The organism is Saccharopolyspora thermophila (assembly GCF_014646075.1).
Classification (GTDB): Bacteria; Actinomycetota; Actinomycetes; order Mycobacteriales; family Pseudonocardiaceae; genus Saccharopolyspora; species Saccharopolyspora thermophila.
Genome location: NZ_BMMT01000001.1, coordinates 415,743 through 437,872 on the forward strand (window position 1 = coordinate 415,743; position 22,130 = coordinate 437,872).

The window sequence follows — 22,130 nt, forward strand, 5'->3', positions numbered from 1 at the left end:
GACGTGGCTCTGATCCGCGTGTGATCTAGCGGCTGTCCCAGGGATTGACGAGCTCGACTCCTGTCTCCTCGAAATCCTTGATGTTGCGGGTGGCCAGTGCTGCTCCACGCGCACGGCAGATCGCTGCGATCTGAGCGTCCGCGGCGCTGATGGGGCGGCCAAGCTTGTCGCGTTCGTTGACCACGACGGCGTAGTGGGCTGCCGCTGGTGCGTCGAAAGGTTCGACCCGCCCGTGGAAGTCGTCGTTGATCAGGGCATGGACCGCCGCGGTGAGTGCGGTCTTCCGTTGTCCATCGGGAAGTCGGGATACGCCGTACAGCAGTTCGGCGGCAGTGATCGCGGTTATCGCCACCTCTGTTGCGGGGAGCGAATCAAGCCACGCCACGACGTCAGCGTGCGGTGTGCGGCGAGTGAGCTCGGAAAGGACGTTGGTGTCAAGAATGATCACGAGTCAAGGTCCGCTGCACGAGGGGGTTCGTTCCGGGGAGGAAGTTCGATCTCGGGCTCACCGAGGTCCGCGAACCGGGAGTGAATGCGACTGCCCAGGCCGCGGGAGGCCGCAGGCGGCGCCACCGAGGCTCGCAGGATCGCCCGGACCTCGGCTTCCATCGAGCGTCCGTGTCGTGCGGCCTGGATTCGGAGTCGTGCATGGGTCTCGTCATCCAAGCCGCGGATCGTCAGGGTGGGCATGATTCACCTCCCATGCAGTCGTTGACTGCAATGCTAGCGTGACCGGGACATGCTGTGCCAGTCAGAGTTGGGCGGGTGACCCCTCGCCGACACGGTGGACCGGATCCGACCACTGTCCGCGTGACGGACGGTGGATCACGCGTCCGCCACGTCTGCGCGGCTCGAGCCCGTCGTCGCGGGACCACGCGCGGTCTGAAACGATCGAGGTGCGGAAAAGATGATCTCGGTGGGCATCCCGGCACAAGATTCGGTAGGGTGGCGGCTAACCAGCCTCCCTGACGCCTCGGTGGCGTCATCATGACGTCAGCCCGCAGTGCCCGCCACGGGCGCGTACGCAGCGCGTTTGTCCGTTCACGGCGCGTTGATCGTGATCGACGTTACGGCGATTGGCGTCACATTAAGGGGGGTCGGCGCAGCACGTCCGCCGTCCGTGGTGCGACCATGAAGCCATGGCTGGTAAATCCGATCCCACGCGGATTCTCATCCTCGGCGGCGGTTACGTCGGCATGTACACGGCACTTCAGCTGCAGAAGAAGCTGGGTCGCCGGGAAGCCTCCGTGACGGTCGTCGATCCTCAGCCGCACATGACCTACCAGCCCTTCCTCCCGGAAGCGGCAGCGGGCTCGGTTGAACCCCGCCACGTGGTAGCGCCACTGCGACGAGTATTGAAGCGGTGCCACGTGGTCACCGCTGCCGTCACCGAGATCAACCACAGCGAGAAGCTCGTTACCGTCGAGAACCCGGAGACGGGGTCCGAGAAGCTCAGCTACGACGTGCTGGTCGTGGCGCTGGGCTCGGTGTCCCGTCTGCTGCCGATCCCCGGCCTCGCCGAGCAGGGCATCGGGCTCAAGACCGTGGGCGAGGCGACCTACCTGCGCAACCACGTGCTGGCCAAGATGGACGCCGCGGCCAACACGGACGACGAGGAGCTGCGCAAGCGGCTGCTGACCTTCACCTTCGTTGGCGGCGGGTTCGCGGGTGTCGAGGCGCTGGCCGAGCTGGAGGACATGGCCCGCTACGCCAGCCGTGACTACGACAACGTCAAGCCCGAGGATATGACCTGGGTGCTCGTCGAGGCCGCGGGCCGGGTGATGCCCGAGGTCAGCGAGAAGATGGGCGTCTACGTCGTCAAGGCGCTCGAAGAGCGGGGCATCAAGGTCTACCTGAACACCTTCCTGAAGTCCGTCGAGGGCGGCCACGCGGTGCTCTCCGACGGCACCGAGTTCGACACCGACACCCTGGTGTGGAACGCGGGTGTGAAGGCCAACCCGGTCCTGAAGAACAGCGACCTGCCGCTGGACGAGCGCGGTCGGGTCAAGGCCACCGCCCACCTGCAGGTGGAGGGCCTGCCGGGCGTGTGGGCGGCCGGTGACTGCGCCGCCGTGCCGGACCTGTCCAAGACCGACGAGAACCCCGGTGCGACCTGCGCGCCGTCCGCGCAGCACGCGGTGCGGCAGGCCAACCAGCTGGCGAAGAACCTGCTGGCCACGCTGCGTGGCAAGCCGACCAAGGAGTACCGGCACGCGTACGCGGGTTCGGTCGCGGGCATGGGCCTGTACAAGGGCGTCGCCGACGTCTACGGCTTCAAGGCCAAGGGCTTCATCGCCTGGTTCATGCACCGCACCTACCACGTGAGCCGGATGCCCACGTTCAACCGCAAGCTGCGGATCATCATCGACTGGACGTTGGCGTTCCTGTTCAAGCGTGAGGCCGTGTCGATGGGGCAGATCCAGAACCCGCGCGCCGCCTTCGAGCGGGCCGCCGCGAGCTGACCTGGGCGCACGACAGGGACCTCCACCGCGATGAAGCCGCGTGTCGCTGTGCGGCACGCGGCATTCTCGTCCCCCCCAACCTGCTCCGCGCGAGCGACGGAGTGGGCGACAATCCTTGACAATCCGTAGCGGGAAATCGAAGACTTATGGCGCTGTCTTCACCTGAAAGGATGCGTCGTGCGGGGGATGGGGTGAAGCCCTTGACGCTGAAGGAACTTGCTGAGCTGTTGCGCAGCGGCGCTGTCGAAGAAGGTCCGCTCGCCGACTTCGCGGTGGACTACCGGGAAGCCTCCCAGATCTTCCGGAAGAAGGACGACTGAGCATGACGCCGGCCGACGGGCGACCCACCGGTCCCGGCGGGTCGCCCGCTCCCACTGCCGAGCCGTCGCTGCGTCCCACTCCGCTGCTGCTGCAGGGCCAGGACTACTTCTTTCGATCCCCGAACACCCCACTGGACTTCCAGGAGCGCATGTTCTGCGCCGACCTGGTGGCCGACGAGCCGGGCGACCCCGTGCCCTGCGTGCTGGTGCTGGCGCGCGCCGCCGACATGGAGATGAACGAGCTGTCGCTGGCGCTGGCCGAGCACGACATCCGCATGGTCCGCATCGACGCCGACCGCTGCCTGGACCTCGCGCTCACCGTCTACACCGACGCCCCGCTGATCGAACTCCACCGCTGGCTGCTGCGCCCGGTGCTGGTGTGGCGGCGGCACTTCGACGTGACCGCGCTGCCGGTCAACCCCACCACGGTGCACGGCGCCTATGTGCGTGAGCAGTGGCAGGCGGTGGCGAACTGGCTGTCCTGCCGCAGCGACTGGACCCAGGTGAACTCGGTGCGCACATCCCATCACCTCGACCGGCTGACGCAGCTGTCCGACGCGGCCGCGGTCGGCCTGCGGGTGCCGCGCACGGTGGTGACGACGATGCCGGGCCGCAGCCGCCCCGGTGGGGGTCGCTGCATCGTGAAGACCGCCGGGCATCACCTGCTGGAACCCGAGCCCGGCGCGCTGCGCGGCCTGTTCCCGCAACCCATGGACATCCGCCGCACCGGTGAGGCGCGCGAGCCGGCGCCGGTGCTGGTCCAGCAGTACCTCGACGCCGACCAGGAGCTGCGGGTGTTCGTGGTCGGCGACCGGGCGATCGGCTACCGGGTGCAGAAACTCGACCCGGCACAGCTGTGGGTGGATCCGGACTCGGTGGCGGTGGAGCGGGTCGACCTTCCGGCGGACCTGGTGAGCCGGCTGCTCACCCTGTGCCGCCGGTGGAGCCTGGACGTGGCGGGTTTCGACCTGCTCGACGTGGGCGGCGACTGGGTGTTCCTGGAGGTCAACGTCAACTGCGACTGGCGCTGGTTCGAGCACCGCGCCGACTGCACGGCGGTGTCGACCGCGGTGCACGGCTGGGTCCGCGGCCGCTTCGAAGAACTGTCGGCCTCGATCGCGGCGGGCGGGTGGAGCCGCTGGTAACGAGAAGGCCCGATGTGTCGCTCGACTCAGCGCTTCCCCGAACCGGGAACCAGGAGCAGAGTCGAAGCGTCAAACCAGTTGCGATCGGCAGCAACAAGCGACCCGAGAGCTGAGGCCCCCGTAGCCCAACTGGCAGAGGCAGACGACTTAAAATCGTCCAAGTGTCGGTTCGAATCCGACCGGGGGCACCATCACCGCAGGTCAGAGCACGTGGATCTTTCCGGGTCCGGCGTACGGCGGAGATCATCCGCCGTTTACTCGTCGTTGTGGTACTCGGCAAGGGAGCTGCACATGGCTCGACCACCTCTTGAGATCGGCAGTCACGGGAAGATCCGCACCACCCAACGAGACGATGGAACCTGGGCAGCCACCACGTGGTTCCGCTTCTTTGACGGCAAGACACGTCAGGTCGAGCGCTCCGGCGCGACGGAGCGGAAGGCGGTCAAGCGGCTACGGACTGCGATCGAGGAGCTGCAGAAGTCCCGGGCCCGGCTGACGCTTGATCCAAGTTTCCGCGATGTCGCGGCCAAGTGGCTCGAGAAGGTCGCAAGGCGCCGGGCGGCCACCACACACAACACCTATCAGCGGACCTTGAACAACGTCGTGTTCGACCGCATCGGTGACCTGCGCCTCCGGGAGATTGATGTCCCGCTTCTCGAGGACCTGTTCGAGGAGCTCGAGGAGGAAGGGCTCTCGGCGAATTACCGCCGTTCGGTCCGCACGACCATCAGTGGCAGGCTGCAGACGGCTGTCCGTTACGGGTTGCTGGACCGCAACCCCGTTCGGGAGATCAGCCCGATCGAGGGAGGCTCCCGAAAGGTTCGCGCCCTCAGGGCCGACGAAAGGCTGCGTCTTCTTGCGAGTGTGGATCAGTACGTTGTTGAGAACCGGTTCTTCAAGTACTCGGAACTCCCGGATCTTGTCCGGTTTCTTCTGGGGACGGGGTGCCGCATCGGGGAAGCGCTGGCGGTGCGGTGGCGAGACGTCAACCTGACAAACAAGCCGGTGATCTCCGAGGACGGGACTGTGATCCCGCCCCGGTCGGTCTGGATCAACGGAAACATCGTCGACGTCACGGGCAAGGGCCTGGTCCGCCATCCGGGGAAAACGGAGAACGCCAATCGGTTCCTTGCCCTGCCGCAGTTCGTCGTGAGGGTGCTCACGGCCCGACTGCTGATCGCGTGGTCCGCAGCGAAGGGTGAGGAGCTCAATACCGCACGTGTGGCGCTGGAGGGCCTGAGCGACGGCGGATACGTGGAGACCGACTCCGAGGGCGCGGTACGGATTCTGGGGGTCGACGAGTCGATGTCCAGCATCCTCGACGATCCTGTCTTCCCATCGAGGACATTAGGATGGAAGCACCCGAACAACGTTCGACGTAGCTGGCGCATTGTGCGCGCCGCGATTGGATTCGCGTGGGTGACGCCGCACGTTTTCCGTACGACGGCTGCGACGGTCCTCGACGACGAGCGACTGACGCCGCGGCAGATCGCGGATATTCTCGGCCACTCCAAGCCCTCGACAACGATGGACCTGTACATGGGGCGCGGGGAGGTGAATGAGGCAGCGGCAGCAGTGCTTCACGGAGCCATCTGCGCAAGCTGAGGGGGCTGAACGGTTTGGGAACCCCAGCCGCTCACGGGATAGCGAGCGGCTCGGCCAACCGTTCACGGGAGTCGCTCAGGGGTGCGGTGTCCGGTGATCTAAGCGGCGCATCCTCGTCGTACACCTCGATGTACCGCGCAGCGCCCCCAGCCGCCAACCACGCTCACGCAGTGGTACTGCGGAGTTCCGAGTGCCTGACCGGCTACTGTCAGGCGTGGCGCCTTCAGTGGCTTGATTCTGACGACGCAGCAGCTGCGACGCCTTGCGGAGGGGATCGAGTTCGGCGAGTGCGCGCGCTGCGGAAACACCTGTTCCAGCCTGTATCCCGCGGATGTCGCATGTCGTAGTCAAACCACAGAAACAGGCCCACTGTTCCGAGTATGGCCAGCAGGAGCAGCACGTCTACCGCTACCAGGACAATCAGCTCTTGGGGTGTGACCGAAATATCCGTCATGCAGCGACACCAGGATGCGGGTCGTCCGCAGATCCCAGAAATTACGTGCACAGGGCGAGAAAAACCTTATTGGGCGAAACCGTGCGGGGAGAGGGCTTGCTGGAACGGAGCAGTGGTGTGCTCCGGCTGGATGGGCCCGCCTTTTTGGCGGTTCCGGTAGGGGGTGCGGTTCGTCCAGACGAGGGGCGGATGCCGTGGGGCTGTCGATGCGGGCGCTCGTCGAGGCGTTCGTCCTGGTCAGTGGGGGATGTAAGAATTTTCATGGCGGGTGTGCCCGGTGGGGGGTTTCCTGCGGGGGCGATCTACCGCGACAATGCGCGGCCATGGCCGATGAGTGCGCAGACCCCCAAGCCGGTCAGCCCGGCCCCGGCAGGCAGGGGCCCGGGCAGCCCGGTCCCCGGCGGCCGGGACCACCACCCGGCGGACCTCCACCGGGGCAACCGGCCGGTGGGCCACCGCCGCAGCGGCCGGGGCGGCCGATGCCGTCGGGCCAGCCGCCCGCGCGGCCACCCGTCCCACCCGGTCCGCCCCCGGGCCAGGCCGGGCCACCTCCGACGCAGGTCATCCCGCGACCGGGCCAGGGCACGCCGCCCGGCCAGCCCACCCAAGTGGTGAGGCCGCCAGGCCAGGGTGGCCCGCCGCCTGGCCCTCCCGGTCCGCCGCCCGCTGGTCCGCAACCCGGGCAGGCCGGACGGCCACCTGGTCCCGCTGGTCCGCCACCCGCGCCGGCCGGGCCGCCGCCCGGACCGCCGGTGCCGCCCGTGGCTCCGCTGCCGCCGCCTGCCGACCAGCCCCCGGCGACGCGGATCCAGCAGCGCCTGGACGCCCACGACGAGCCCGTGCCGTACCGGGAGTCCGGCACGCTCCGCGATCCCGACCCGTACCCGGACGACCACTACCGCGATCCGTACCGGGACGACCCGTATGACGACCGCCGCTACCGCGACGACCGCTACGGCGACCGCTACCGGGACGACCACGACGACCGCCCGTACCGGGAGCCGGGGTGGGGCCGCTACCGCGACCGCGACCCGTACCCGGATCGGGACCGCCACGAGCGCAGGTTCGGCGACCGGTTCCACGGGCCGAGCGCCGACACGATCGGCCGCCTGATCCAGGTGTTCACGGCGCTGATCTCGCTGGTCTTCGTGCTGCACATCATCTTCGTGGTCACCGGCGCGAACCAGGAGAACGGTTTCGTCTCCTTCACCTACGGGACCGCGAGGTTCTTCGTGTTCGGCCTCGGCGACGTCTTCACGCCGGCCGACGCGACGATCGGCGTGGTGCTCAACTACGGCCTCGCCGCGGCGATCTACCTGTTCGCGGGCCGGATCATCGCCCGGGCGATGAAGCGCTGACCGCGGGTCGCGGGCGTGCCCGGCGCTCGCGACCCGGCGCAGCAGGTGGCCCTACCGGCAGTGCGGCGCGTGGCGATCGTCACGCCGTTTCCGGGGGTGGCGGTCGGTCGCCGGCCGGGCATGGCACCCTTGGGATGGCCGTCCATGCATGTCACGCGGGTACGGCTGCGCACGTACGCCCCGGTAGCGCCGGATAGCCGGGCCATGACCAGGAGAGCTGAGTGGCTGAATTCTTCTCCTTCATCCTCTACCCGGTGTCAGCGATCTTGTGGTTCTGGCACAAGGTCTTCGGTGCCGTGCTCGGGCCGGACAACGGCTTCGCCTGGGCGTTGTCGGTGTTCTTCCTGGTGTTCTCGCTGCGAGTGCTGCTGCTGAAGCCCGCGATCAGCCAGATGCGCGCCGGGCGGAAGATGGCGAAGTTCGCGCCGCACATCCAGAAGCTGCGGGAGAAGTACAAGAACGACCGCCAGCGCATGGCGCAGGAGATGCAGAAGTTGCAGTCCGAGCACGGGGTGAACCCGCTCGGCGGCTGCCTGCCGGCGCTGCTGCAGATCCCGGTCTTTCTGAGCCTGTTCCACGTCCTGCGGAACTTCCACCCCGGCGCGACGAGCAACTACATCTTCGACCAGGCCGGCGTCGAGTCGTTCATCAACGCCAACATCTTCGGCGCCAAGCTGGGGAACTGGATCACCCAGCCCGCAAACGAGCTCGCCCTGTTCGGCACCGACCGGGCGTCGATGATGATCGTCGGCATCCCGCTGATGTGCGTCGCCTCCGTGGCGACGTTCTTCACCATGCGGATTTCGGTGAAGAAGCAGACCGACGCGGCGATGGCGAATCCGCAGTCGGCCATGATGGCCAAGTTCATGATGTACATCGCGCCGATCGGCGCGATCATCTCCGGTTGGTTCCTGCCGATCGCGGTCCTGCTGTACTGGCTGGCCAATAACGTCTGGACGCTCGGCCAGCAGCACTTCCTGACCAAGAAGATCGACCGCGAGCAGGAGCGCGAGCGGCAGCGGGAGATCGAGGCGAAGAAGTCCGCGCCGCGGCCGAAGCCCGGCCAGAAGCCGGTGCGGCCGGAGAGCAAGCCCGGCGAGGCGGAGCCGGCTTCCACCAGGACCGGCGACGGCGGCAAGCCCGCGGCCAAGAACGGCAACGGGCAGCGGCCCGGCGGCCGCCCGGGGGCGAAGAAGAACCGGCCGGGCAAGCAGGCCGCCTCGGCGAAGAAGGGCAAGCGGCGCAGGTAGCGCGAACGTGAGAAGGGCCCGGTGGAGATCGTCCACCGGGCCCTTCTCGATCTTCGGCGGATCAGACCGGGGTGGCGATGACGATGCGGTTCTCGTCATAGCCCAGGTCACCACCGACGTAACGGCCGCCGCAGGTGACCAGCACCAGGCGGTGCGGCCCGCCCTGGCCGAACAGCTCCGTGGCCCGGGCCGGCAGGTCGTCCTTGTGCACCGTGACGACCTCGGAGACCCGGTAGCGCCACTCGCGGCCGTTGTCGTCGACGACGGTCACGAGCTGGTCCGGGCGGGACTGCCACAGCTCGGCGAACGGGCCCACCGCGCCCTTCCAGTTGACGTGCCCGGCGAGCACGGTCGCGCCCTGGGGCGCGTCCAGCCCGGCACCCCACCAGGTGGCCTCGTCGACGCCGTCGGGCACCGGAAGGGTTCCGGACCGGTCGATCTCCTTGCGCACGAGCTCGGCCGTGCCGCCCTGCGGCAGCCGGACGGTGCCCGGTGGCTGCCCCGCCGGGACGTGCACCGGCTGCGCGGGCAGCGCCCGCGGTGTCACGCCCGCGACCGGCGGGGCGGCCGGTGGTGCGGGGGAGGCCGGCGCGGCCTGCTGACCGGGGGCGGTGAACAGCGTCGTGGCGATCACGACCGCCACCGCCACCAGCCCGATCGCACCGGCCGCGACCAGCGCGAACAGCGAACGCCGAGCGACCATCAGTGCTTTCGCCCCGCAACGCGCCGCCGCAGTACCAGCGCACCCGCGCCCGCCACCGCGACCGCGGCCAGGCCGGCCAGGCCGAGCAGCCCGACCGGGACCGGCGGTTCGGTCGGGTCACCGGCCGGGATGTGGATCGGCACGGTCGGCGTGTTCGGCTTGTTGGTCAGGGTCAGCTCCAGCGTCGTGCCCGGTTCGAGGGTGCCGGTGACCGACGGCGGGTTCGCCGAGTCGAACGCCTCCTCGTAGCCGCGGGCGGGGGCGACCTCGGTCAGCTTGATCTCCTGCGGGGTGCGCAGGTCGGGCACGGTGACGGTGCCGTCAGCACCGGTGACGACAACGGCGGGCTGGCCGTCGGCGCCCAGCAGCGGCGTGCCGTCCTGGCGCAGGGCCGGGGAGCCGTCGGCGGCGGTCACCCGCAGCGCGACTCCGGCGATGCCCGCCTGGCTCTCCGCGTCGACCTTGCTGACGTGCACCGCGCCGGGCGCGGTGACGGCGGTGGTCGCGGCCTCCACCGAGAGCTCCTGCTCACCGCCGGTCGACACGACCCGCTGCGTGGTGTCCGGCTGGTTCACCGCCTGCCGCACGTAGGGCCGCTCGGCCGGGGCGGACAGCGTCCCGGTGATCTTCGGGTTCGGGCCGGTCGGGGTGACCTTGAGCACCAGCGGGCTGCCGTCCGACGGGGTGGTCACCACGCCGTCGGGGCCCAGGCCCTCGACCTCGGCGTCGGTGACGGAAAGCTTCACCGGCACGTCGCCAACGCCCTTGTCGTCGGCACGCCGCACGGTGAGGGTCCAGTCGGCGGCCTGGCCGATGGTCTGCTGGTCCTCCGGCGCGGTCAGCGCCGCGTCCCACGGGCCGCGGTTGGCCGCGGCCTCCGCCTTGAGCCTCTCGACGGCCTGCTTGGCGGCCTGCGGCAGCTTGGCGTAGTGGCCCTCGATGTCGTAGGCGATGCGGGTGAAGTCGTTGTTCGGGTCCAGGTCGGCCTGGCTGCGCGGAGCCGCGGTCCACGAGTGCAGCAGGTGCGCCAGGGCGGCCGCCTCGTCGGGGGACTGCGTGGTGCCGTAGCGGAGCAGCAGGTAGGAGATGTTCGCCGCCACGTCGTCGGGGATCGGTGTGCCCCACTTGGTTCTGAGCTCGTCGCCCGGCTGGTACTCCTCGCCGCTGTCCGGCGCGGTCAGCGCGAACTGCACGCACCACACCTGCTGTCCGTTGACGAGGTAGGAGCCGAGCCAGTCGCGGGCGCGCTCCCGGCCGCCGTAGGGCTGGCCGGGGCGGGTTTCGTGCCCGACGGCCTCCTGCGGGTCGGCGGTCGCCGCGCCGGGGGTCGCCAGCAGGCTGCCCCCGGCCAGCACGACGGTGCCGAGCACCGCCGTGAGCCATTTCCTGAACATGCGCATGCACGCTCCAGTTCCGGGTGGTGGGGAAGTGCCGCGGCGCCGGCGTGCTCTCGTCTTCGATCCCCAGGAGCAGGCGGCGCCCTTCGCGATCCTTCCGATCACTGAGCGTGTTCTCAAGAGGTCATACGGTGGAATGGTTTGGTTACCGAGTGGTGAGGATCCGTGTTCCGGTGAGGTGTTCCATCACTCGTTCGGTCGCAGCGTGCCGGTCGAGTTGGATCACAGGGCGCAGCGGTGTCGCGCGGTTGGCGACGCAATGTGATCGTTATCGTTCGCGAAATCGATACCGAGTAGTTCTCCGCTGCGCTGGGGCGGTCGGAGATCGACGGGTAAAGTCGGCTTTACCGAAAGCGGGAACCCATCTCGAGGTCCCATCGTTGTTCCCGGTGACGGCGCAAGCACGCCCAGGAGGATGAGTTGCGCACAACGAGCAACCCCGCGTTCCGGAACCTGCCGACCACCGGTGGTTACGCGAACTTCAACTACGGTCAGGGGCAGGCATCGCCCTTCGGCCAGGCGCCGGCTGCGCCGCCGCAGACCGCGCGTCCCATGACGATCGACGACGTGGTCACCAAGACCGCCATCACGCTTGGTCTGGCGGTGATCACGGGCACCCTGACCTACCTGGTCGGCCCGCCCGCGGTCGCGCTGGCCCTCCCGGCCGTGCTGGTCGGCCTCGTGCTCTCGCTGGTCATCATCTTCAAGAAGAAGGTGAGCCCGGCGCTGGTCATCGCCTACTCGGCGGTCGAGGGCGTGTTCCTCGGCGGCATCAGCTACGTGTTCGGGGCGGTGTTCGCCCCGGGCATCATCATCCAGGCCATCGCCGGCACCGTCGGCGTCTTCGCGGCCATGCTCGTGGTCTACAAGACCGGCGCGGTCCGGGTCACGCCGAAACTGACCAAATGGATCATCGGCGCGGTCGCCGGTGTTGCGGTGCTGATGCTGGTGAACCTGATCGCGGGCTTCTTCGTCCCGGGTGGCCTCGGCCTGCGTGACGGCGGCGCGCTCGCCATCGGCTTCAGCCTGCTGTGCATCGGGATCGCGGCGTTCAGCTTCCTGCTCGACTTCGACGCCGCGGACCAGGCCATCAGAAGCGGTGTGGACGCCAAGTTCGCCTGGTACATCGCCTTCGGTCTGATGACCACCCTGGTCTGGCTCTACCTGGAGATCCTCCGCCTGCTCTCCTACTTCCAGAGCAACGACTGAGACCGCTGACGACGAGCGGGGCGCCACCGTCCACATCGGACGGTGACGCCCCGTTCCTGTCGTGGGCGAGTTCGCACGATGCCCCGGGGGTCAGCTGAGGCGCTCCAGGACCATGGCCATGCCCTGGCCGCCGCCGACGCACATCGTCTCCAGGCCGAACTGCTTGTCGTGCCACTGCAGGGAGTTGATCAGCGTCGTGGTGATGCGGGCACCGGTCATGCCGAACGGGTGGCCCACCGCGATGGCACCGCCGTTGACGTTCAGCTTCTCCAGCGGAATTCCCAGATCCCGGTAGGACGGGATGACCTGGGCGGCGAAGGCTTCGTTGATCTCCACCAGGTCGATGTCGCCGATGGTCATGCCCGCCCGCCTGAGCGCCTGCTTGGACGCCTCCACCGGGCCGAGGCCCATGATCTCCGGCGACAGCCCGGACACGCCGGTGGACACGATCCGCGCCAGCGGCGTCAGCCCGAGCTGCTTGGCCTTGGTGTCGCTCATGATCACCAGCGCCGCGGCGCCGTCGTTGAGCGGGCAGCAGTTCCCGGCGGTGATCCGGCCGTCGGGGCGGAACACCGGCTTGAGCCCGGCGACGCCCTCCTTCGTCACGCCCGGCCGCGGGCCGTCGTCGGCGTCCACGACGGTGCCGTCCGGGGTGGTCACCGGGGTGATCTCGCGCGCCCAGAAGCCGTTGGCGATGGCCTTCTCGGCGAGGTTCTGCGAGCGGACGCCGAAGTCGTCCATCTCGTCGCGGGTGATGCCCCTCAGGCGGGCCAGGTTCTCGGCGGTCTGGCCCATCGGGATGTAGATGTCGGGGATCTGGTCCAGCTCGCGCGGGTCGGTCCAGGAGTCCGCGCCCTGCTCGGCGGTCCGCTGGGTGCGCGCCTGGGCCTCGGCGAACAGCGGGTTCCTGGTGTCCGCCAGCGAGTCGGAGTTGCCCTTGACGAACCGGGACACCATCTCGACGCCGGCGCTGATGAACACGTCGCCCTCGCCCGCCTTGATGGCGTGCAGCGCCATCCGGGTGGTCTGCAGGCTGGAGGCGCAGTAGCGGGTGACGGTGGTGCCGGGCAGGTGGTCGTAGCCGAGCAGTACGGCCACCACGCGGGCCATGTTGTAGCCCTGCTCGCCGCCCGGCAGCCCGCAGCCGAGCATCAGGTCGTCGATCTCGGTGGGGTCGAGCTCGGGCACCTTGTCCAGGGCGGCGCGGACGATGCGGGCGGTGAGGTCGTCCGGGCGGAAGTCCTTCAGCGAGCCCTTGTTGGCCCGGCCGATGGGGGATCGCGCGGCGGCGACGATGACTGCTTCGGGCATGGGAACTCCTTCGTTCACCGGGACGCCGGGAGCGCCGCGCGCCCGCGGGGCGAGGTGGCCTACTGGTCGGTCACTTTAGGGCCGCTGACCCCATCTTGGCGGTGACGGTCGTCACGGGACAAGAGGAAGACCGACCAGTCAGTATGCCGACACCGATGAGCTTCAGGAGGTCACCCGACGGTGCAGGCGGCGGTTCAGCCGCGCCACGATCCGGCTGGTCGGGCGGCGTGCCTCGGCCGCCTTCGAGCGGGTCGGCGCGGTCGGCAGCGGACCGCCCTCCCACTCGCCGATCGCCGCGCACATCACCGGCAGCAGGATCGCCGCCGCCGCCTCGTACCCGGCCGCCGACGGGTGGAACCGGTCCGGGCTGAAGAACTCGCCCGGCCGCGCCAGGAACTCCGGCGACAGCAGGTCCGCCAGCGGCACCGCGTGCCCGCCGGACGCCTCCACCACCCGCCGCTGGGCACGGCCGAGCGCCAGGCTCCACCACGAGGCGATGCTGCGCAGCGGCTGCGGGATCGGGCGGATCGCACCCAGGTCCGGGCAGGTGCCCACGACCACCGCCACGCCCTCGGCGACCAGCCGCCGGACCGCGTCGCCGAGCAGCTCGGCGCACGCCGACACCGGCAGCTTCGAGGTGACGTCGTTGGCCCCGATGATGATCAGCGCCAGCCGCGGCGGCCGGACCAGCGCGGCCTCCACCTGCGCGGCCAGCTCCTGCGACGTGGTGCCCACGATGGCGTGCGTGGTGAGCGAGACCGGGCGGTCGAGCTCGTCGGCCAGCCCGCGGGCGAGCAGCACACCCGGCAGTTCAGCGGGAAAGTCCACCCCGAGGCCCGCCGCCGCCGAGTCGCCGAGCACCGCCAGCTCCAGCGGCTCGGCGTCCGCGGGCAGTTCGCTGGCCGGCACCGGCCCGACACCGCCGGGCAGGTGGATCCCGTCGGCCCGCAGCGGATCGGTCGCCGGCCGACCGATGACCCGGCGCGCGTACCACGACTGGCCGTTGAGCAGCCCGTACGCCGCGCCGGAAAGTCCGCCGGCGGTTCCCGCCGCCAGCAGTGCGAGCCGGAATGCCTTCGCCGCGATCATTCGGCCCTCCCTCACCATCCCCGCCGGGGTCCCCCGGCGCGCTCAGCGAGATGGGAAACGGTCGCCCATGTCGTCTCCCCCCGTCCCGGGGCGAACGTCCCGTCATCAACCAAAGACGTCGCGGAACGCAGTTTCGTTCCCTGTCCGTGTGTCGTCCAGTAGGTCCCTTGGGTTAGCCGATGACCAGCGCATTAGGCTCGACGCAGCATGCGCGGACCCCGCACCGGTGCGGTGGTGGCAGCCGGGCACGGTTCCGCGCGTCCGGCGAGCAGCGACGAAGGATCGAGGAACGACGTGGACTACGTCGAGCACGTCACCGACCTGGTGGGCAACACCCCTCTGGTGCGGCTGAACGCGGTGGCCAGCGGGAGGACCCCGGTGCTGGCCAAGGTCGAGTACCTCAACCCGGGCGGCAGCGTGAAGGACCGCATCGCCCTGCGGATGATCGAGGCGGCCGAGGCGACCGGCGAACTGCGCCCCGGCGGCACCATCGTGGAACCGACCTCCGGCAACACCGGCGTCGGGCTGGCGATGGTCGCCCAGCGCAAGGGCTACCGCTGCGTGTTCGTCTGCCCGGACAAGGTCAGCGAGGACAAGCGCAACGTCCTCAAGGCATACGGGGCGGAGGTCGTGGTGTGCCCGACCGCGGTGCCGCCGGAGCACCCCGACTCCTACTACAACGTCTCCGACCGGCTGGTCCGGGAGATCGAGGGCGCCTGGAAGCCCGACCAGTACTCCAACCCGGCCAACCCGGAGTCGCACATGCACTCCACCGGCCCGGAGATCTGGAAGCAGACCGACGGCAGGGTGACGCACTTCGTCGCCGGCATCGGCACCGGCGGCACCATCTCCGGCACCGGCCAGTACCTCAAGAAGGTCTCCGACGGCCGGGTGCGGATCATCGGCGCCGACCCGGAGGGCTCGGTGTACTCCGGCGGCAAGGGACGGCCCTACCTGGTGGAGGGCGTCGGCGAGGATTTCTGGCCGGCCACCTACGACCGCGACATCTGCGACGAGATCGTGGCGGTGTCCGACGCCGACTCGTTCGCCATGACCCGGCGGCTGGCCCGCGAGGAGGCGCTGCTGGTCGGCGGTTCCTGCGGGATGGCGGTCGCGGCGGCGCTGAAGGTCGCCGAGACCACCGGGCCGGACGACGTCATCGTGGTCCTGCTGCCGGACGGCGGCCGCGGCTACCTGACCAAGGTCTTCAACGACTCCTGGATGGCCTCCTACGGCTTTCTGTCCCCGGACCACAGCGGCGGTTCGGTCGGTGACGTGCTGCGCCGCAAGGACGGCACCATCCCGGATCTGGTCCACGTGCACCCCAACGAGACGGTCGCCGACGCGGTCGCGATCCTGCGCGAGTTCGGCGTGTCCCAGATGCCGGTGGTCAACGCCGAACCGCCGGTCATGGCCGCCGAGGTGGTGGGCGCGGTCAACGAGCGCGACCTGCTCGACGCCCTGTTCGCCGGGCGCGCTAATCTTGCTGACCGGGTCGAACTGCACATGTCGCCGCCGCTGCCAACCATCGGCGCCGGCGAGGAGATCAGCGCCGCGATGAGCGCGCTGGCGGGGGCCGACGGCGCGATGGTGCTGATCGACGGCAAGCCCGCCGGCGTGGTCACCAGGCAGGATGTGCTTGGATTTATCGCCGGTCGATGACGACTTGTTACGGAACGGCACTACGCTGCTGATCCATCAGATAGCGTGTGCTGACGCATGTCCAGGACTTTGCTTCACGCCCCGAGGGAGTAGGACAACCCGATGAGCTCTCCGCAGCCGCCGGACGGCGGTCAGCAGGGACAGCAGCCGCAGGGCGCCGGCGACCAGCCGGGTTCGGACGCCATCTCGAACCGGATGGACCCGCAGCAGGACTCCGGCCAGGAGGCTCCCAGCGGCGCTGACGCGACCCAGGTCGTGCGGCCGGTGCAGCCGCAGGGACAACAGCCGCCGTCGGACTCGACGCAGGTCGTCCCGCCGTCCATGCAGCCGCCGCAGCCGATGTACCAGCAGCCCGGCCTGGCCGGCCAGGGCAGCGCCGCTGAGGCGACCACGGTGGTGCCGCCGTCCATGCAGCCGCCGCAGCCGATGTACCAGCAGCCGGGCACCCAGAGCCAGCCGGGCGGCTTCCCGGCCCAGCCGGGCACGCCCAGCGGCGGGTTCCCGGCCCCGCAGGCGCAGGGCGGTTTCGGCGCCCAGCCGCCGCAGGCCACCTACGGCCAGTCCGCCCAGTCGGGGCAGGGCAGCAAGGCCCTGGCGCTGACCGCGGGCTGGATCGCCACGGTCGTCGGTGGGCTGAGTGCGATCTTGTACCTGATCGGCACGATCGGCCTCGCCAGTGGCTACGCGGCGATCGAGCAGCTGCAGGAGCAGGCCGAGGAGATGCGGAGCCGGTTCGGTTCGTCCTTCGACGTCCCCGTCCCGGACCTGCCGCCCTTCGGCCTGATTCTCACGCTCTACCTGGGGATCCTGCTCGCCGCGCTGGTGCTGTGCGTCGGCGGCATCATGACGATCACGCGGAAGAAGATCGGCCCGATCCTGATCCTCGGCGGCTCCGGCCTGTTCGTCCTCTGCGAGCTGGTGGTCATCTTCACGGGCTTCACGTACGGGGGTCCGATCGTCGGCATCATCTTCGCCGCCGCCATCGGCGTGCTGGCCTTCCTGCCGGGCACCCGGCAGTACGTGGCTTCCGCCGGTGCGGGCGCTCCGGCCCCGGCCGCGGCCGGCGCCTTCGGGCAGCAGCCGCAGGGCGGTTTCGGGCAGCAGCCGCAGGGTGGCTTCGGGCAGCAGCCGCAGGGTGGCTTCGGGCAGCCGCCGCAGGGTGGCTTCGGGCAGCCGCCGCAGGGTGGCTTCGGGCAGCCGGGCCAGGCCCCGCAGCAGGGCTTCGGGCAGCCGGGCCAACAGCCCGGTGGATTCCCGCCGCCCGGCGGGCAGCAGCCGCCGCAGCCCCCGCAGTGGTGACGATCTGATCCAGCCGGAGCGGCCCTCGACCAACGCGCGGTCGGGGGCCGCTTCGCGTTGGCGGGCCCCGAGCTGCGAATGGGTGTGCGGCACGTACGCTGCTCCACATGAGTGACGGTTTCGCCACCCGCGCCATTCACGCGGGCCAGGAGGCAGACCCGACGACCGGTTCGGTGATCGTGCCGATCCACGCCACGTCGACCTACGCCCAGGACGGGGTGGGCGGCCTGCGCGGGGGATACGAGTACTCGCGCACCGGGAACCCGACCCGCTCCGCGCTGGAGAAGTGTCTGGCCGCGCTCGAGGGCGGTCGGCACGCGCGTGCCTTCGCCTCCGGTATGGCGGCCACCGACGCGGTGCTGCGCGCCGTGCTGCGGCCGGGTGACCACCTGGTCATCCCGGACGACGCCTACGGCGGGACATTCCGGTTGATCGACAAGGTGCTGTCCGGCTGGGGTGTTGAGTACACCCCCGCCCCGGTGTCCGATGTGGACGCCATCCGGGTGGCGATCCGGCCCACCACCAAGGTGGTCTGGGTCGAGACGCCCACCAACCCGCTGCTCAACATCGCCGACATCGCCGCGATCGCGCAGGTCGCCCGGGACGCGGGCGTGAAGCTGGTCGTGGACAACACGTTCGCCTCGCCGTACCTGCAGCAGCCGCTGGAACTGGGCGCCAACGTGGTCGTGCACTCGACCACCAAGTACCTGGGCGGGCACTCCGACGTGGTCGGCGGCGTGGTGGTCACCTCCGATGACGAGCTGGCCGAGCAGGTCGCCTTCCTGCAGAACGGCGCGGGTGCGGTGCCCGGTCCGTTCGACGCGTGGCTGACGTTGCGTGGCATCAAGACCCTCGCGGTGCGCATGGAGCGGCACAGCGCCAACGCCGAGCGGATCGCCGCCGCGCTGGCCGGCCACCCCAAGGTGGCGAAGGTGATGTACCCGGGGCTGCCGGAGCACCCGGGCCACGAGGTGGCGGCCAAGCAGATGCGCCTGTTCGGCGGCATGGTGTCGTTCATCCACGCTGACGGCGAGGCCGCGGCGCTGGAGGTGTGCTCGCGGACCCGCCTGTTCACGCTGGCGGAGTCGCTGGGCGGCGTCGAGTCGCTGATCGAGCATCCGGGCAGGATGACGCACGCCAGCACGGCGGGCTCGATGCTCCAGGTGCCGTCGGACCTGGTGCGGCTGTCGGTCGGCATCGAGGAGGCGGACGACCTGGTGGACGACCTCCTCACCGCCCTCGGCTGACCACAACCACAACGCCCGCCAGGAAACCCCCACCACCAGGGGTCGGCACCCCCACGTTTCGGAAGCTGCCCTCTGGTGGGTTGGGGCGCCGGCTCGTGGTGATCAGGGTTGGATCGACGGGTCCGTGCCGGCCGGGTGCGGGACGTTGACCGGGTGGCGCGGCCGGACCGGCAGGTCGCCGGGTTCGAGGCAGCCGCCGATGAGTTCCACGACGCCGTCGTGGGTGCGGTAGTAGCCGGGGTCGTCGCAGCCGGACTGCAGGACCGCCAGCACCGCCCCGCCGGACAGCGCGGCGGCCACCGCGATGCTGGTGACCAGCGGGAGAACACCGGTCGAGGCGCTCAGCCGCGTCATGTTTCCTCCCCAGTGCCGCGGAGCCGCCGGGGTCGCCCCGGCAGCGCCCGATGACCGCCGCTCCCTGCGAGGGTACCGAAATCGCTGCCCGCGTGACCTGCGTTCCGCGGTGGCACGATGGGTACATGGGGCTGGTCGACCTCGACCGGATCCGCGCCGCCGGGCGGCAGCTCGCCGGGATCGCGCGGCGGACCCCGGTCGAGCACTCGCGCGTCCTGGGCGAGCACTGCGGCGGCGACGTGTTCTTCAAGTGCGAGAACCTTCAGCGCACCGGCTCGTTCAAACTCCGCGGCGCCTACGTGCGCCTGTCGGAGCTGGACGAGGAGCAGCGGGCGGCCGGGGTGGTGGCCGCGAGCGCGGGGAACCACGCGCAGGGCGTGGCGCTCGCCGCGTCGCTGCTGGGAATCCGCGCCACGGTGTTCATGCCCGAACTGGCGCCGCTGCCGAAACTCACCGCGACCCGCGCCTACGGCGCTGACGTGCGGCTGTGCGGCGCGATGCTGGAGGAGGCCCTGGCCGCGGCGCAGGAGCACGCCAACCGCACCGGCGCGGTGTTCATCCACCCCTACGACCACCCGGACGTCGTCGCGGGCCAGGGCACCGTGGGCCTGGAGATCCTGGAGCAGGTGCCGACGGTGCGCACCATCGTGGTGCCCACCGGCGGTGGCGGACTGGTCGCCGGGATCGCGGCCGCCGTCAGGAGCCAGCAGCCGCAGGTCAGGGTGCTGGCGGTGCAGGCCGAGCAGGCCGCGGCGTGGCCGGTGTCGCTGGCGGCGGGCAAACCGGTGCGCATCACCGAAATGCCGACGATGGCCGACGGCATCGCCGTGGCCGAGCCGGGCGCGGTGCCGTTCGCGCTCGTCTCCGAGCTGGTCAGCGGGGTGCTGACGGTCAGCGAGGAGGCGCTGTCGCACGCGCTGCTGCTGTGTCTGGAGCGGACGAAGCTCGTCGTCGAACCCGCGGGCGTCGCCGCGGTCGCCGCCCTGCTCGAACACCCCGAGCAGGCGCTCGCACCGACCGTCGCGGTGCTCTCCGGCGGCAACATCGACCCGCTGCTGCTGCTCCAGCTGATCCAGCACGGCATGACCTCGGCGGGCCGCTACCTGTCGCTGCGCGTGCGGCTGCCGGACCGGCCCGGTTCGCTGGCCGGGCTGCTCGCGAAGCTCGGCGAGCTGTCCGCGAACGTGCTGGACATCGAGCACTCCCGGATCTCCCGGGCGCTCGCGGTGGGTGAGGTGGAGGTGGAGGTCTCGCTGGAGACCCGCGGCCTCGAGCACCGCCGGCACGTCGTCGCCGAACTCGATGCCGCGGGATACGCGGTGATCGTCAACAGCTGACCACAGCGGCCGCGTTCACAGGTTGCCGCGGCGGGCCTGCTCCCGCTCGATGGCCTCGAACAGGGCCTTGAAGTTGCCCTTGCCGAAGCCCAGCGAGCCGTGCCGCTCGATCAGCTCGTAGAACACCGTGGGCCGGTCGCCGATCGGTTTGGTGAAGATCTGCAGCAGGTAGCCGTCCTCGTCGCGGTCCACCAGGATGCCGTGTTCCTTGAGCGTCTCGATCGGCACGCGCACCTCGCCGATGCGGGCCCGCAGCTCCGGGTCGTCGTAGTAGGTGTCCGGGGTGCTGAGGAACTCCACACCCGCGGCGCGCATCGCGGTGACGGTCTTGATGATGTCGCCGGTGGCCAGCGCGATGTGCTGGCAGCCCGGGCCGCGGTAGAACTCCAGGTACTCGTCGATCTGCGACTTGCGTTTGCCCACGGCCGGCTCATTGAGCGGGAACTTGACCCGGTGGTTGCCGTTGGCCACCACCTTGCTCATCAGCGCCGAGTACTCGGTGGCGATGTCGTCGCCGACGAACTCGGCCATGTTCACAAAGCCCATGACCCGGTTGTAGAACTCGACCCACCGGTCCATCTGGCCGAGCTCGACGTTGCCGACGCAGTGGTCGACAGCCTGGAACAGCCGCTTCGGCGCGTTGGCCGGTTTGACGTAGCTACCGCGCTGCGCGACGTAACCGGGCAGGTAGGGGCCGGTGTAGCGGCTGCGGTCCAGCAACGTGTGCCGGGTCTCGCCGTAGGTGGCGATGGCCGCGGTGCGGATGGTGCCGTGCTCGTCGGAGACGTCGTGCGGCTCCTCCAGCACGGTGGCGCCCTGCGCGCGGGCGTGCTCGACGCACTTGTCGACGTCCAGCACCTCCAGGGCAAGGTCGACCACCCCGTCGCCGTGCCTGCGGTGGTGGTCGGCCAGCGGGCTGTCGGGATCGACGGCGCCCTTGAGCACGAACCGCGCCGACCCGGACTGCAGCACGAACGCCTTGTGGTCGCGGTTGCCGTGCTCGGGACCGGAGTAGGCGACCAGGTCCATGCCGAACGCCACCTGGTAGAACAGCGCGCTCTGGGTGGCGTTACCGACGACGAACACCACCGCGTCGAGCGCCTTGACCGGGAACGGGTCCTTCGAGTCGTCGTGCTCGACGAGGCCGACGAGACGGCGCATCTGGTCGAAGGTGACGTCGTCGAGCTCGATCTGGCTGCCGTGGTTGACGGTGCCGGTCACGGTGTCCTCCCGTTGTCTCGCGGTGATGCGAGCAGCGTGCGCCGCGCAGGTCAACCTGAGCAACAGTCCTTGATTTCGCTGGACAATATGACCACTATTCGATCGGTTCCGCTGGAATTTCTGGTCAATCTGAGCAGGGGGTGTGACATGGCTCCCAACGCCGAGGGGCTCGACTCGCTCGACGCCCGCCTGCTGTTGCTGCTCTCCGACGAGCCACGGCTCGGGGTGCTGGAGTGCTCGCGGCGGCTGGGCGTGGCGCGCGGCACGGTGCAGGCGCGGATGGACCGGCTGGTGCAGCGCGGCATCCTGCTGGGTTTTCCGCCGGAGCTGGACCTGGCGGCGATGGGCTACGGGCTCACCGCGTTCGCGGTGCTGGAGATCGCCCAGGGGCGCCGCGGTCTGGTGGCCGAGCAGCTGGCGGCCATCGACGAGGTCTGTGAGGTGCACGCGACGACCGGGCAGGGGGACCTGTTCGTGCGGATGGTGGCCCGTTCCAACGCGGACCTGCAGCGGGTCATCGACGAGATCGTGGCGGTACCGGGGGTGCGCCGCACGTCGACGTCGATCGCTCTGTCGACGCCGGTGGCGCCCCGGGTGCGGCCGCTGCTGGAGCGGCTGGCCGCCGCGGACGACCGCCCCTGACGGCCCCGGGTTCGATCGGCGCGATGACGACACCGCGGGCGCCCCCGGTCGGGGACGCCCGCGGC

Annotated in this window: 19 protein-coding genes and 1 tRNA gene; 12 read left to right on the forward strand and 8 right to left on the reverse strand. The window is 70.0% G+C overall.

Annotated elements, in window-relative coordinates; all coding sequences use genetic code 11:
• Window positions 1–25: 25 nt before the first annotated feature.
• Window positions 26–448 (reverse strand): type II toxin-antitoxin system VapC family toxin, encoded by a 423-nt coding sequence (locus IEY17_RS01775; RefSeq protein WP_188984675.1) that lies wholly within the window; start codon window positions 446–448, stop codon window positions 26–28.
• The gene (locus tag IEY17_RS25135) at window positions 445–690 is read right to left on the reverse strand and encodes a FitA-like ribbon-helix-helix domain-containing protein (protein WP_229679753.1); all 246 of its coding nucleotides are present in this window, start codon (window positions 688–690) and stop codon (window positions 445–447) included. The genes IEY17_RS01775 and IEY17_RS25135 overlap by 4 nt, the downstream gene beginning before the upstream one ends.
• Before the next feature lie 449 nt (window positions 691–1,139).
• Here IEY17_RS25135 and IEY17_RS01780 point away from each other — a divergent pair, with 449 nt between their 5' ends.
• The 6 genes from IEY17_RS01780 to yidC all read left to right on the forward strand — a co-directional run bounded on the left by IEY17_RS01780 (window position 1,140) and on the right by yidC (window position 8,594).
• Window positions 1,140–2,462 (forward strand): NAD(P)/FAD-dependent oxidoreductase, encoded by a 1,323-nt coding sequence (locus IEY17_RS01780; protein ID WP_188984677.1) that lies wholly within the window; start codon window positions 1,140–1,142, stop codon window positions 2,460–2,462.
• A gap of 322 nt (window positions 2,463–2,784) precedes the next feature.
• Entirely contained in the window at window positions 2,785–3,927 is a 1,143-nt protein-coding gene (locus tag IEY17_RS01785) for an ATP-grasp domain-containing protein (protein ID WP_188984679.1), read from the forward strand.
• A gap of 114 nt (window positions 3,928–4,041) precedes the next feature.
• Window positions 4,042–4,118 (forward strand) — tRNA-Leu (locus IEY17_RS01790).
• Between the two features lie 100 nt (window positions 4,119–4,218).
• Window positions 4,219–5,532: a site-specific integrase gene (locus tag IEY17_RS01795; protein WP_188984681.1), complete on the forward strand. Its 1,314-nt coding sequence runs from the start codon at window positions 4,219–4,221 to the stop codon at window positions 5,530–5,532.
• Window positions 5,533–6,747: 1,215 nt separating this feature from the next.
• Window positions 6,748–7,344, forward strand: a complete 597-nt coding sequence (locus tag IEY17_RS25140) for a hypothetical protein (protein ID WP_229679754.1) — start codon at window positions 6,748–6,750, stop codon at window positions 7,342–7,344.
• A gap of 221 nt (window positions 7,345–7,565) precedes the next feature.
• Complete coding sequence (yidC, locus tag IEY17_RS01805; protein ID WP_188984683.1) at window positions 7,566–8,594, forward strand: membrane protein insertase YidC; 1,029 nt, start codon at window positions 7,566–7,568, stop codon at window positions 8,592–8,594.
• Between the two features lie 61 nt (window positions 8,595–8,655).
• Here the strand turns inward: yidC and IEY17_RS01810 are convergent, their stop codons facing one another.
• Complete coding sequence (locus tag IEY17_RS01810) at window positions 8,656–9,297, reverse strand: class F sortase (protein WP_188984685.1); 642 nt, start codon at window positions 9,295–9,297, stop codon at window positions 8,656–8,658.
• On the reverse strand, window positions 9,297–10,691 hold the full coding sequence (locus IEY17_RS01815) for an MSCRAMM family protein (RefSeq protein WP_188985311.1): 1,395 nt from the start codon (window positions 10,689–10,691) through the stop codon (window positions 9,297–9,299). Before IEY17_RS01815 ends, IEY17_RS01810 begins: the two co-directional genes overlap by 1 nt.
• A 423-nt stretch (window positions 10,692–11,114) precedes the next feature.
• Between IEY17_RS01815 and IEY17_RS01820 the strand changes: the two genes are divergently transcribed.
• Window positions 11,115–11,903, forward strand: coding sequence for a Bax inhibitor-1/YccA family protein (locus tag IEY17_RS01820; RefSeq protein ID WP_188984687.1), 789 nt, complete (start codon window positions 11,115–11,117; stop codon window positions 11,901–11,903).
• A 90-nt stretch (window positions 11,904–11,993) separates the two neighbouring features.
• On the opposite strand, the gene IEY17_RS01825 is transcribed toward IEY17_RS01820, so the two are convergent.
• Window positions 11,994–13,214 (reverse strand): acetyl-CoA C-acetyltransferase, encoded by a 1,221-nt coding sequence (locus tag IEY17_RS01825; RefSeq protein ID WP_188984689.1) that lies wholly within the window; start codon window positions 13,212–13,214, stop codon window positions 11,994–11,996.
• Between the two features lie 162 nt (window positions 13,215–13,376).
• Complete coding sequence (locus IEY17_RS01830) at window positions 13,377–14,303, reverse strand: SGNH/GDSL hydrolase family protein (RefSeq protein ID WP_188984691.1); 927 nt, start codon at window positions 14,301–14,303, stop codon at window positions 13,377–13,379.
• A 294-nt stretch (window positions 14,304–14,597) separates the two neighbouring features.
• Here IEY17_RS01830 and IEY17_RS01835 point away from each other — a divergent pair, with 294 nt between their 5' ends.
• The 3 genes from IEY17_RS01835 (at window position 14,598) to IEY17_RS01845 (ending at window position 18,511) form a co-directional block, all read left to right on the forward strand.
• Complete coding sequence (locus IEY17_RS01835) at window positions 14,598–15,965, forward strand: cystathionine beta-synthase (protein ID WP_188985313.1); 1,368 nt, start codon at window positions 14,598–14,600, stop codon at window positions 15,963–15,965.
• 102 nt (window positions 15,966–16,067) lie between these two features.
• Window positions 16,068–17,264 (forward strand): hypothetical protein, encoded by a 1,197-nt coding sequence (locus tag IEY17_RS01840; RefSeq protein WP_188984693.1) that lies wholly within the window; start codon window positions 16,068–16,070, stop codon window positions 17,262–17,264.
• A 107-nt stretch (window positions 17,265–17,371) separates the two neighbouring features.
• Window positions 17,372–18,511 (forward strand): cystathionine gamma-synthase, encoded by a 1,140-nt coding sequence (locus tag IEY17_RS01845; protein WP_188984696.1) that lies wholly within the window; start codon window positions 17,372–17,374, stop codon window positions 18,509–18,511.
• A gap of 102 nt (window positions 18,512–18,613) precedes the next feature.
• On the opposite strand, the gene IEY17_RS01850 is transcribed toward IEY17_RS01845, so the two are convergent.
• Window positions 18,614–18,865 carry a hypothetical protein gene (locus IEY17_RS01850; protein ID WP_188984698.1) on the reverse strand — a complete coding sequence of 84 codons (252 nt, stop codon included), beginning with the start codon at window positions 18,863–18,865 and terminating at the stop codon, window positions 18,614–18,616.
• A gap of 125 nt (window positions 18,866–18,990) precedes the next feature.
• On the opposite strand from IEY17_RS01850, the gene ilvA reads away from it, so the two are divergent.
• Window positions 18,991–20,202, forward strand: coding sequence for a threonine ammonia-lyase (ilvA, locus tag IEY17_RS01855; protein ID WP_188984700.1), 1,212 nt, complete (start codon window positions 18,991–18,993; stop codon window positions 20,200–20,202).
• A gap of 15 nt (window positions 20,203–20,217) precedes the next feature.
• Here the strand turns inward: ilvA and hppD are convergent, their stop codons facing one another.
• Entirely contained in the window at window positions 20,218–21,363 is a 1,146-nt protein-coding gene (gene hppD, locus IEY17_RS01860) for a 4-hydroxyphenylpyruvate dioxygenase (RefSeq protein ID WP_188985316.1), read from the reverse strand.
• 207 nt (window positions 21,364–21,570) lie between these two features.
• Here hppD and IEY17_RS01865 point away from each other — a divergent pair, with 207 nt between their 5' ends.
• Window positions 21,571–22,065, forward strand: a complete 495-nt coding sequence (locus IEY17_RS01865; protein WP_188984702.1) for an Lrp/AsnC family transcriptional regulator — start codon at window positions 21,571–21,573, stop codon at window positions 22,063–22,065.
• Window positions 22,066–22,130: the final 65 nt, after the last annotated feature.

Coding starts and splice junctions, on each gene's coding strand:
- IEY17_RS25135 (WP_229679753.1), bottom strand. CDS start 690: ATGCCCACCCTGACGATCCGCGGCTTGGATGACGAGACCCATGCACGA.
- IEY17_RS01780 (WP_188984677.1), top strand. CDS start 1,140: ATGGCTGGTAAATCCGATCCCACGCGGATTCTCATCCTCGGCGGCGGT.
- IEY17_RS01785 (WP_188984679.1), top strand. CDS start 2,785: ATGACGCCGGCCGACGGGCGACCCACCGGTCCCGGCGGGTCGCCCGCT.
- IEY17_RS01795 (WP_188984681.1), top strand. CDS start 4,219: ATGGCTCGACCACCTCTTGAGATCGGCAGTCACGGGAAGATCCGCACC.
- IEY17_RS01810 (WP_188984685.1), bottom strand. CDS start 9,297: ATGGTCGCTCGGCGTTCGCTGTTCGCGCTGGTCGCGGCCGGTGCGATC.
- IEY17_RS01815 (WP_188985311.1), bottom strand. CDS start 10,691: ATGTTCAGGAAATGGCTCACGGCGGTGCTCGGCACCGTCGTGCTGGCC.
- IEY17_RS01825 (WP_188984689.1), bottom strand. CDS start 13,214: ATGCCCGAAGCAGTCATCGTCGCCGCCGCGCGATCCCCCATCGGCCGG.
- IEY17_RS01830 (WP_188984691.1), bottom strand. CDS start 14,303: ATGATCGCGGCGAAGGCATTCCGGCTCGCACTGCTGGCGGCGGGAACC.
- IEY17_RS01840 (WP_188984693.1), top strand. CDS start 16,068: ATGAGCTCTCCGCAGCCGCCGGACGGCGGTCAGCAGGGACAGCAGCCG.
- IEY17_RS01845 (WP_188984696.1), top strand. CDS start 17,372: ATGAGTGACGGTTTCGCCACCCGCGCCATTCACGCGGGCCAGGAGGCA.
- IEY17_RS01850 (WP_188984698.1), bottom strand. CDS start 18,865: ATGACGCGGCTGAGCGCCTCGACCGGTGTTCTCCCGCTGGTCACCAGC.
- ilvA (WP_188984700.1), top strand. CDS start 18,991: ATGGGGCTGGTCGACCTCGACCGGATCCGCGCCGCCGGGCGGCAGCTC.
- hppD (WP_188985316.1), bottom strand. CDS start 21,363: ATGCGCCGTCTCGTCGGCCTCGTCGAGCACGACGACTCGAAGGACCCG.
- IEY17_RS01865 (WP_188984702.1), top strand. CDS start 21,571: ATGGCTCCCAACGCCGAGGGGCTCGACTCGCTCGACGCCCGCCTGCTG.